Below are 415 nucleotides of genomic sequence, written 5' to 3' on the forward strand. Positions count from 1 at the left end.
TGGTTTAGTAACATAAAATAAGAGCTCCATTATTGGAACTCTTCCTCATTATTTTTCTGGATTATTAACTTTTCGTAACTGTTGTAAATAGTATTGATATCTAGGGTCGGAAGTTTCTGTCTTTATAATGTCTTCCTCGCAAGAACGACAAACAAATGAAGCATAAAGATAAATTCCTTCGCTCTTTAATTTTTCACATATAATACACGTTTCCCCTATAGGTACTTTAGCTGCTGCATCCATTTCTCCACCTCCATGTTCCTATTATTCCCTTAATCTATTTTTGTATACAACTTTCTAAATAAACATAATAATAATGATAATGTAATTTAAGTGTATGTATTGTATTAGAAATTCGTGTATGTCTATGTAAACAACGGATTGTTCTTTTATAAAAATAAAAAAAGACCAGCTA

The 415-nt window shown here is 29.6% G+C and carries 1 protein-coding gene; it reads right to left on the reverse strand.

Annotation, left to right across the window (positions count from 1 at the left end):
- Positions 1 to 48: 48 nt before the first annotated feature.
- On the reverse strand, positions 49 to 243 hold the full coding sequence (locus V7014_RS17440) for a sigma factor G inhibitor Gin (protein ID WP_335508712.1): 195 nt from the start codon (positions 241 to 243) through the stop codon (positions 49 to 51).
- Positions 244 to 415: the final 172 nt, after the last annotated feature.

The sequence above is a fragment of the Bacillus sp. JJ722 genome (assembly GCF_036963345.1).
Classification (GTDB): domain Bacteria; phylum Bacillota; class Bacilli; order Bacillales; family DSM-1321; genus Bacillus_AD.

Coding starts and splice junctions, on each gene's coding strand:
- V7014_RS17440 (WP_335508712.1), bottom strand. CDS start 243: ATGGATGCAGCAGCTAAAGTACCTATAGGGGAAACGTGTATTATATGT.